This is a genomic window from Streptosporangium sp. NPDC087985 (assembly GCF_044741965.1).
Lineage (GTDB): Bacteria > Actinomycetota > Actinomycetes > Streptosporangiales > Streptosporangiaceae > Streptosporangium.
The window spans coordinates 16006-25950 of the sequence record NZ_JBIUTQ010000036.1 but is presented as its reverse complement, the minus strand read 5'-3'; the positions used below and the strand labels follow the sequence as shown (position 1 = coordinate 25950).

8 protein-coding genes are annotated in these 9945 nt (G+C 68.6%); 2 read left to right on the top strand and 6 right to left on the bottom strand.

Annotated elements, in window-relative coordinates:
- Nucleotides 1-197 precede the first annotated feature (197 nt).
- Entirely contained in the window at nucleotides 198-986 is a 789-nt protein-coding gene (locus ACIN94_RS31980; protein ID WP_400714488.1) for a PhzF family phenazine biosynthesis protein, read from the bottom strand.
- 188 nt (nucleotides 987-1174) lie between these two features.
- Here ACIN94_RS31980 and ACIN94_RS31975 point away from each other — a divergent pair, with 188 nt between their 5' ends.
- Nucleotides 1175-1567: a cell division protein SepF gene (locus ACIN94_RS31975; RefSeq protein ID WP_400714485.1), complete on the top strand. Its 393-nt coding sequence runs from the start codon at nucleotides 1175-1177 to the stop codon at nucleotides 1565-1567.
- A gap of 52 nt (nucleotides 1568-1619) precedes the next feature.
- Here the strand turns inward: ACIN94_RS31975 and ACIN94_RS31970 are convergent, their stop codons facing one another.
- The 5 genes from ACIN94_RS31970 to ACIN94_RS31950 all read right to left on the bottom strand — a co-directional run bounded on the left by ACIN94_RS31970 (nucleotide 1620) and on the right by ACIN94_RS31950 (nucleotide 8994).
- A complete protein-coding gene (locus ACIN94_RS31970) occupies nucleotides 1620-2966 on the bottom strand; it encodes a hypothetical protein (RefSeq protein WP_400714482.1) in 1347 nt (448 codons plus the stop codon).
- A gap of 143 nt (nucleotides 2967-3109) precedes the next feature.
- Nucleotides 3110-4864 (bottom strand): arginine--tRNA ligase, encoded by a 1755-nt coding sequence (gene argS, locus ACIN94_RS31965; RefSeq protein WP_400714479.1) that lies wholly within the window; start codon nucleotides 4862-4864, stop codon nucleotides 3110-3112.
- Nucleotides 4861-7218: an HAD-IC family P-type ATPase gene (locus ACIN94_RS31960; RefSeq protein WP_400714476.1), complete on the bottom strand. Its 2358-nt coding sequence runs from the start codon at nucleotides 7216-7218 to the stop codon at nucleotides 4861-4863. The genes argS and ACIN94_RS31960 overlap by 4 nt, the downstream gene beginning before the upstream one ends.
- Before the next feature lie 61 nt (nucleotides 7219-7279).
- A complete protein-coding gene (gene plsX / locus ACIN94_RS31955; RefSeq protein WP_400714491.1) occupies nucleotides 7280-8299 on the bottom strand; it encodes a phosphate acyltransferase PlsX in 1020 nt (339 codons plus the stop codon).
- A gap of 98 nt (nucleotides 8300-8397) precedes the next feature.
- On the bottom strand, nucleotides 8398-8994 hold the full coding sequence (locus ACIN94_RS31950; protein WP_400714473.1) for a DUF1707 domain-containing protein: 597 nt from the start codon (nucleotides 8992-8994) through the stop codon (nucleotides 8398-8400).
- A gap of 581 nt (nucleotides 8995-9575) precedes the next feature.
- Between ACIN94_RS31950 and ACIN94_RS31945 the strand changes: the two genes are divergently transcribed.
- On the top strand, nucleotides 9576-9945 hold a 370-nt coding region (locus ACIN94_RS31945), incomplete at its 3' end, for a hypothetical protein (protein WP_400714470.1).

Genomic DNA, 9945 nt, shown 5'->3' with positions numbered 1-9945 from the left:
GTGTGGGAGAGTAGGTCGCCGCCGGACAATCTTTTGGGAAAGGCCACCCCGTTTGGGGTGGCCTTTCCTGTTTTCCAGGCCTTTCTGCTTTTCAGATTCTTGATTTCCGGGATTTTCCTTGATCGGGGTATATATCGTCATCCCCGCCGTCTGGACTTTTCTCAGCCTGCCGGCCAAGCCCAACGGTATCCAGGCTCTCAGACGTGGAGCTCGCCGGAGAGCACGGTCACCGCGTGCCCGGCCAGCTCGACCCGGTCGCCCCGCACGGTCGTGTGAATGAGGCCACCCCGAGGGGAGAGCTGAGCGCCGACAAGGGAGTCCGAGCCGAGCTTGCCCGTCCAGTAGGGCGCCAGGGCGCAGTGGGCGGATCCGGTCACCGGATCCTCGGGGATGCCCACCCCGGGGGCGAAGAACCGCGAGACGTAGTCGACACCCGGGCGCGAGGCCCGGGCCGTGACGATGATCCCTCGTGCGTCCACCTTCTCCAGGGCGAGGAAGTCAGGGGAGACGGCCAGCACGGCATCCTCGGACTCGACCTCCACGAGGTAATCCCACACGTTCTTGCCGACCCAGAGGGAGGTGACCCCGAGCGCCTCCAGCAGTCCGTCCGGTGGGCGCACCTCTGCGAGGCCCTTCACGGGGAAGTCCATACTGATCAGACCCGTTCCGTCCCTGGTCACGGAGAGGATCCCGCTCTTCGTTGAGAATTCAAGGGTTTCGGGAGCCGAGCCGGTGGAATAGAGCACATGCGCCGCGGCCAAGGTCGCGTGCCCGCACAGGTCCACCTCGACCGTCGGCGTGAACCAACGGAGCGAATACGGCTCGCCGTCCTCCCCTTCCAGCAGGAAGGCCGTCTCGGAGTGCCTCATCTCCGCTGCGACGGACTGCATCCAGGCATCCGTAGCCGGATTGTCGAGTAGGCAGACCCCCGCAGGGTTACCCTTGGAAAACTGCTCGGTAAAAGAATCGACTGTATAGATACGCATGACGTAATTTTAACTCAATACGAATAACCAGCTGAAAGCGGGTATGAGGGTCAGGCAAACCGGTGCGCTAGCCGTACAAAGTGGGAATAAGCGTTGGGCGTGTCGCGCGGCGAACCTCAATTCGTCGGTTACCGTCCAAGGTGTGGGACAAGCCGGCTGCGGCGTGGTCCTGAGGAAAGGACGAGCCGATGGGGGCAGTGCGCAAGGTGGCGACCTACCTTGGCCTGGGCGGAACAGAGGATTACGACGAGTCCTACGAGTACGAGGACGAAGTCGAGGGCGAGGGCGAGGACTGGCAGCCGGCTTCGGAGCGTGCGGCCAAGCGCTGGCGTTCGATGAGTGAACCGTCACGGATCGTGATGCTGACGCCGAGGAAGTACAACGACGCTCCGATCATCGGACGGCACTTCCGCGATGGCCAGACCGTCATCATGGATGTCAACGTCATGAGCACCGCCGAGGCCACACGGATGGTCGACTTCGCCGCGGGCCTGGCCTATGGCTGCGAGGGCCGCATCGAGCGCATCGCGGAGAAGGTCTTCCTGCTGGCCCCGGCCGAGGTGGAGATCACCAACGGCTGATCCGGCGACGATTGGAACGTTGGAACGCTCTTTTACGCCCACCGGCCCCCGGCTACCTGGCTCGGGGGCCTCTGCGTAGCAACCGGGTCAGTTCGGTCAGATCAGAGGTCGCGGTCTGGGCGCGTTTCTCACTCTCGCGGGCGTATTCGTGTAGTGCCCACACGGCGCTCTCGGCCAGCCCCCGTAGCTCGGCAAGCTGCGCGGTGACGTATCCGGCGTCTGCCCGTTCCTGTCTGCGCCGGTGCCGGAGCCGGTGGCCTCCCGCTGCCGCCAGGATCAGCGCGAGCGCCGCGAGTGGCAGCGTGGCCGGGGCGGCTACCAGGGCTGCCACCAGGGCTGTCACGCCAAGGGCGAGGAGCGTGTAGGCGAGCCAGGGCCGGCCACGGGCAGGCACGCCTTCGACGGTGATGTGCTCTTCGGCGGCGGACAGGGAGCCGGAGTCCGGGCCTTCCGGGCGGAGCACCACGCGGTGTCCGAGCAGCGGCATGGTGACCGACTCAGGTGGGTCGACCTCGGTGGCCCGCACGAGATCCTCGGCCGCGGCCCGCACAGCCGGTGCGGCCATGTGCAGCGCGATGGTGGCGAGGTGCGGGTCGGAGCCCGGTTGCAGGTCGGTGAGCAGGTGGCCGGTAAGCGTGTTCATGGGGCCTTCGGGACCGCCGGAGCCGATCAGATGGCGCAGCACCGTGAGCGGCTCGCCTTCGGCCCACACGGTGGTGGCCCTGCCCTCACGGTTGGCGCTCTCAAGGTTGGCCGGCTTTCCGCCGGTCGCCTCCCGGGTCGAGGTGATCTCGACACAGCGGCCGAGCAGCCGGGCCAGCTGGTCGGCCGCCTGAACGGGCTGGGCCAGCTCGGGAAGCTCGGCGAGCTCGGGGAAGTCGACCAGGGAGGGCGGTATCACTATCGACGGCTCGTGTGGGATCAGCGCGCTCAGCCACCGGGCAGGCTCGACCTCCGCCGGCACGGCCACCGAGTCGAGCTTGCGGAGCACGAAGATCTTGCCTGCGGGGCCGTACGCCCCCCTGGCGGCGGCGAGCCAGAGCGCACGCTGTCCGTGGGTCACCGGACGGTCCGCGGACAGGTCGCCGAAGGCGATACCCAGCCAGGAGGCGTGGATCGCCTCGCCCTGACCCGAGACAGCGAGGGCGAGGCAGAGGAAGAGAGCGGTCCGATGCTCGTCGAGCTGGGCGGCGCGGCCAAGGGGTTCGAGCGCGTCTTCGCCGCGCATGAGCAGCTCAAGGGCTTCGACTGCCGGAGCAAGCCAGTAGTCGGTTACGTCCGAGAATTTCGGGGGCGTCATGGAGGGGACCGCGTCGGTGGCCAGGTTGGCCAGGAGCGCCTCGGCGTAGCGGTGCAACTCCGTCCCGATGTGGTGGCTCGCGGTCAGGTCGGTGCTCAAGGCAGAGAACTCTCCGAAGTTGTGACCGATGACCGCGCCAGCGTAATGCGCCTTGGTCATCCCCGCCGGGAGGCGCGCCGAACCCAACTTTGCCGGATGATCACCTCGATTTGGTGAATCAAGGCGATCATCCGGTAGATAGCTCACATGCGTTCGGGGACCGGGACGCCGAGCAGGCCCAGGCCGGTCTCCAGCACGCGCAGGGTGAGCGCGCACAGGGCGAGCCGTGAGGCGCGCGTGGCCGGGGCAACGTCGTCTCGTAGAACGGGGCAGTTCTCGAAGAACGTGGTGAAGACGCTCGCGGTCTCGAAGAGGTAGTTGGCGAGCTTGTGCGGCGCCGACCCCTCGGCCATCTCCTGCACGGCCGAGGCGAATCCGAGAAGCTGCAGGGCCAGGGCGCGCTCGGCCGGGTGGCTGAGAACGATCGGGCCGGTCGCCTCGGCGGGGTCGACCCCGCCCTTGCGGAAGATGGAACGGATCCGCGCCTGGGCGTACTGCAGGTAGGGGCCGGTGTTGCCGGTCAGGGCGAGCATGCGGTCGAAGTCGAAGACGTATTCGCTGTCGTGGCTGACGGACAGGTCGGCGTACTTGACCGCGCCCATGCCGACGGCGTGGGCGATCTTCGCGCGCTCGGCCTCGCCGTAGTCGCTGTCGCGGATCACACCGGCGGCCCGGGTCTCGGCCTCGCTGAGAAGATCCAGCAGTTTGACCGACTCGCCGCTCCGGGTCTTGAACATCTTGCCGTCGCTGCCCAGCACGCTGCCGATCTGGACGTGCTCGGCGCTGACGTGGTCGGGCAGCCAGCCGGCCATCCTGGCGGAGTCGAAGAGCATCGACATGTGCAGGGCCTGGGTCGCCCCGATCACGTAGAGGATGCGGTCGACCTTCAGGTCCTGGACCCGGTAGCGGATCGTGGCCATGTCCGTGGTGGCGTAGCCGTATCCGCCGTCGCTCTTGCGGATCATGAAGGGCAGCGGCTGGCCCTCGCGGCCGGTGTAGCCGGGCGGGAAGACGCAGAGCGCGCCGTCGCTGACGACGGCGATCCCGCGCTCCTGCAGCTCGTCGCAGACCTGGGCGAGCATGGGGTTGTACATGCTCTCGCCGGCGATGTCCTCGTCCCTCAGGGTCACGCCGAGCTGGGTGTAGACCTTGTTGAAATAGTGGACCGTGGCGTCCATGAAGATGTGCCACAGGCGCATGGTCTCCGGCTCCTCGGCCTGGAGCGTCACCACCCGGGCGCGGGCGCGGCTGTTGAACACCGGGTCGCTGTCGAACTTCGCCCGGGCGGCCTGGTAGTAGACGTTGCCCTCGCCGGCTTCGAGCTGGGCCACGGCGGCCTTCTCGCCGACGTCCAGCAGATGCTCGATGAGCATGCCGAACGGGGTGCCCCAGTCGCCCAGGTGGTTCTGCCGGATGACCCTGTTGCCGAGGTGTTCGTGGACCCGGGCCAGGGCGTCGCCGACGATGGTCGTGCGCAGGTGGCCGACGTGCATCTCCTTGGCCGCGTTGGGCGCGGAGTAGTCGATCACGACGGTCTGCGGCGAGGCGGACAGGGCGACGCCGCTGCGCGGGTCGGCCAGGACCGTGGCCGCCTGGGCGGCGATCCACTCGTCGGAGAGCGTGAGGTTCAGGAAGCCGGGACCGCTGACCTCGACGGTGCCGGGGAAGGGCTCACCCTGCGCGCCCGCGGCCTCACCGGTGAGGTGGGCGGCGATCTCCTGGGCGACCTCCCGCGGGGCTCGTCGCAGTCGCTTGCTCAGGCTCATCGCCACGTTCGCCTGGTAGTCGGCGAACTGCGAGGGACGGATCAGCGGGTCTGCGTCGGAGTATTCCGTACCGAAGGCGGCGGCCAGTGCCTGCTGGACGCGCTCGGTCAGTACGAGCTGCGGGTCGGTCATGACTCAAGGGTATCGGTTGGCCGCTCGTGACCCGGTGATTTGTCGTGCGATCGCACGATCGTGAAGATGACGGTCAGCGCGACCGCGGCGGCGGCGCCACATCCGACTGCCACGAGGTCGTTGCTCAGGTAGTCGGGAGCGAGCGCGAAGAAGTCCCGGACGGGTGGGACGGCGAGGGCCAGGATGAACAGCGCGGCCATGGCGGCCACCAGCGCGACGCGCCACCAGACGTACGGCCGGGCGATCAGGACCAGCAGCCACCAGGTGGCGATGAACAACGTGGTCACCGCTGAGGTGCGGTTCTCCTCCAGGGCGGAGGAGCCGCTCTGGGCGGCCCAGTACGACAGGTAGACGGCGACCGCGCAGATGATTCCGGCGGGGATGGCCAGCCGGAGCACGCGGGGCACGAATCCGGGCCGGGCCCGCTCGCCGCTGGGCGCGAGGGCCAGGAAGAAGGCAGGGATGCCGATCGTCAGCGCGTTGACCAGGGTGGAGTGCCGTGGGGCGAACGGGAAGGCGAGCCCGATGACCCCGGTGAGCAGGGACAGGACGATCGCGTAGAAGGTCTTGGTGAGGAAGAGCCGGGAGACGCGCTCGATGTTGGCCAGCACCCGGCGGCCCTCCGCCACCACGGCGGGCAGGCTGGTGAAGTCATTGTCCATCAGGACGATCTGGGCGACCGCCCGGGCTGCGCCGCTGCCCGATCCCATCGCCACGCCGAGGTCGGCGTCCTTGAGCGCGAGCACGTCGTTGACGCCGTCCCCGGTCATCGCGACCGTGTGACCGCGCGACTGGAGGGCGCCGACGAACGACCGTTTCTGGTAGGGGGTGACGCGGCCGAAGACGGTGTTGGCCTCCAGGATCTCCGCCAGCTTCCCGGGGTCGTTCTCCGGCAGGGTGCGGGCGTCCACCGCGTGTTCCCCGCCGGGGACGTGGAGGGATCGGGCGATGGCCGAGACCGACTCGGGGTTGTCACCGGAAATGATCTTTATGGTGACGCCCTGCTCGGCGAAGTAGCGGAGGGTCTCGGCGGCTTCGGGCCGGATCCGCTGCCTGAGCACGACGATGGCCGAGGCCTCGACGGGGCCGAGGTCGCCGGGATCGCGCAGGGACACGACCCGGCCCAGGGCGAGCACGCGCAGGCCGGTGGCGGCCCGTTCCTCGGCTTCGGCGTACTCCGGGGTGCCGGGGGTGAGCAGGACGTCCGCGGCGCCGAGAACCCAGGCACCCTGCCCGGTGAACTCGGCACCGCTCCATTTGCGGGCCGAGGAGAAAGGCACCTTGACGACGGTGGTCCAGCCGGGGGCCTCCGGGTGGGCGGTCTGGATGGCCTGGGCGGTGGGGTTGGGGTCGGGGTCCAGGTGGGCCAGCGCGGAGAGGGCCTCGTGGACGGGAAGGTCGTCGCGGAGCGGGCGCACCTCGTCGAGGCTCATGCCGCCCGCGGTGAGCGTGCCGGTCTTGTCCAGGCAGAGGACGTCCACCCGGGCCAGGACCTCGATGGCGGGTAGCTCCTGGACCAGGCAGCGGCGCCTGCCCAGCCGGATGACGCCGACGGCGAAGGCGATGCTGGTCATCAGGACGAGGCCTTCGGGGATCATGGTGACGATGCCCGCCACCGCGCCGGTGACGGCCTGGCCGAAGTCATCGGCCCTGCGGAGCTGGCTCCAGATGAGCAGCGCGCCGATCGGAATGATCAGCCAGGTGATGTAGGCGATGAACCGGGTGATGCCGTCGCGCAGTTCGGAGCGTGACAGGTTGAACGCGCTGGCCTCCTCCGCGAGCTTGGCCGCGTAGGCGCCACCGCCCACCCCGGTCGCGACGTACGAGCCGTTGCCGGCGACGGCGAAGCTGCCGGAGAGCATCTGGTCGCCGGAGCATTTGAGGACCGGGTCGGCCTCACCGGTGAGCAGGGACTCGTCCACCTCCAGCCCGTCGGCGTCCGCCACCCGGCCATCGACCTGGAGCTGATCGCCCGGGGAGAGCAGGACGAGGTCGCCGAGCACGATCCACCCGGGCGGGATCTCGGTGTCCACGCCGTCCCGCCGGACCTTGGCGGGGGCCTCGTTGACGACGGAGAGGTGGTCCAGGGTGCGCTTGGCCCGGAGCTCCTGGACGATGCCGATCGCCGAGTTCGCCACCACCACCAGGCCGAACAGCCCGTCCTGCCACTCCCCGAAGATGATGATCATCACCCAGAGAGTGCCGATCACACCGTTGAACAGGGTGAGGACGTTGGCCCGGATGATCGCCGGGAGTGGCCTGCTCGACCGGCGCCGCACCGCGTTGACCTGGCCGCGGGTCACCCGCTCGGTGACCTCCGCGGTGGTCAGCCCCCGCTCTGCCGGCTGCTCCACGCGTCCCCCCGTGATCCGTGAGGGTCCTCTCACCTTACGCGGGGTCCACCGGAAACCGTGGTTACCAGAGCCGGTGTGGCCGGTGGGTATTGCCGAGGCGCTCGCCGATGCGGGTGACCACGCCCTGCCTGGCCAGCCGGGTGGCGAGCACGCAGGCGGCGCTCACCCCTCTGGCCTGGGAGGCGCCGTGGGCGATGACCACGGTGCCGTTCAGGCCGAGCAGTACGGCTCCGCCGTGGACCTCGGGATCCAGCCGCTGGCTGAGCTCCCTGAGGCGTTGCCTCTGCAGTAGACCGCCCAGCCGTGCCGCGCGGCTCTCGTTGATCGTCTTGCGCAGTTCGGCGAAGGCGTAGCGGACACTGCCCTCCATGGTCTTGAGCGCCACGTTGCCGGTGAAGCCGTCGGTGACGATGACGTCCACGGCCCCGGTGAGCAGGTCGTGTCCCTCGATGTTGCCGGTGAACGTCAGGCCGGGGGCGGCCGACAGCAGCTCGTGTGCCCGTGTGACGAGTTTGTTGCCCTTCTCCGGCTCGCTGCCGATGGTCAGCAGGCCGATCCTGGGCTCCGCGATCTCCAGGATGGTCTCCGCATAGGCCGCGCCGAGATGCGCGAACTGCACCAGCATCTCCGGTTTCACCTCGGCGTTCGCTCCCGCGTCCAGGAGGACGGTGGGGGTGGGGCGGGTCGGCAGGGCGACGGTGAGGGCGGGTCGGAGCACTCCGGTCTGGCTGCGGAGCCGGAGCTTGCCGGTGGCCACGATTCCGGCGGTGGATCCGGCGGAGACCACGGCGGAGGCGTCGCCTCGCCGTACGAGATGGCAGGCGACGGCGATGCTGGAGCGCGGGCGGCGGAGGCTGGCGAGGGCGCCCTCGTCCATGGCCAGGGCCTCCTCGGCCCGGATGATCGGAATCTCGGCGAGCGCGTCGTGCAGGGAGAGCGCCTCCATGAGGGTGCGGGGATTCCCGACGAGAACGACGGCGATCCCGTGTTCCCGTACCGCGTGTACGGCCCCCGCCACGATCTCCTCGGGGGCGTGGTCTCCGCCCATCGCGTCCAGGGCGATTGGCGCGGAGGCCGGCATGGTGCCGGGAACGTCGGTAGCAGACAAGCGGTCACCTCGTGCGGGATGGTTTGTCGCATCGTAGGTGGGGTTGGCAGATGCTGGGGTACCAGGGCCGATCAGGGCCTGTCGGGGAGATTCCAGTCGCTTCTCTCCCGCGCGACGATGACCTTCCCGAAGGTGACCCGGCCGACGACCCGGATGACGGGGCCGCCCCCGTCGCCGAGGCCGCCGGAGATGCTCCTCTTGGCGAACAGCGCGCTGACCTCATCGATGACATGGGCGTTCTCGGGCACCCTGACGATCAGCTTGGCGCAGTAGGAGTTGACCGTAAGGGTGATCTCGCGGCCGGGGAGCACCGCGTCGGACAGGTCGACGATGAGCGCGCCGAACGTGGCGTTCAGCGCGGTGTGGCGTCCGGCGATCCAGCGTCCGCCCCGGACCACCTTGCTGAAGACGGCGTTGACCTCCTGCCGGGCGATGGCGGGTCCGCTCCCCGCGGCGGTGACGTCGGGGAGGTCACGGGTGATCGGGGCGAGTCCGTCCACGGTCACGGAATCGTAGGTCGCCTGCAGCCGGTCGGCGTGTTCGACGCTGGTCAGGCGGCCGGTGGCGAGGGCTTCGGCCAGCACCGCCGCGACGCGGTCACGGTCGGCGTCGGATGCGCGCAGGGCCGGTGGGTGAGGGTTCGGCGGAACGGAGTCACCAGGGGTCATGAGATGAATTGTATGGCTAATCGAGATATATCGCGATACTGAATCTGCCGGGGGACTCGCTGTGGGCCGGAGTCCTCGCCGCCGGCGCGGTGGTCCGTACCCAGGCGCCGCTGATCAGGCCCCCGGCGGCTGTCAGCCTGAGCCGTTCGGTCAAGTGGATATCCGGCAACCGGAAAATCTGACGTCGTTAGCCGTGGATTCTTTTTCCCGCCTCTTTCCGGTTTCCTGTCTCCGGAACCGCTGGGATGTGCTTGGCGTCGCTCCGGTTTTGTGGCATAAGACTCATCGGATCGTCATTCCTCGCAGGGCTATTTCTAGATTTATCTACTGCGCCGGGCGCTCTCAGGGCCCGCCTGGCGGGGTCCTGCTGGGGCTCCAGGCTCTGCGTAGATGGGTAATTCGATCATCGTTGGCGGGCCCGGGCACCGCTCAGGGCGGTGATACAAATGCCCGTGCAGTTTCCGGCCGGTGCTTTCCGTGCAGCCATCCAAACCGCGCCTGCCGGTAACAAAGGGTCTCAGGCCTGCTTTTTCTGATGGTTCCAAGAAATCAAGCGGGCCGACTACAAGCTGGAGGCAATCATGAAGCGAGTCATCAAGGCGGCTGTGGCCGTGGCGACGTTCGGTCTCGCGGCGGCGATCTCCGCACCCGCTCAGGCACAGTCGTACGACATCTTCCCCGCCCAGGATGGGCCCGGCGGCACGTTCGGTCCGATCGGGGAGCTTACCGGCGGGATTCTCGACGTCTATGACGTGACGCTCCTGTCGGGCGGCCAGGGCATGCAGGCCGGTCCCCTGTTCCGCCGTGAACTGATGAGCGGCCGGGGCGCCGTCGCCGCTCCCGCGGACGACCCGGCCCTCGCCGCTCCGATGGCCGACGTCCCCGCCGACGTCCCGGCTGTCGAAGGCGCCATGGTCGAGGAGTCGGTGGTCGAGGCTCCGGTGGCGGACG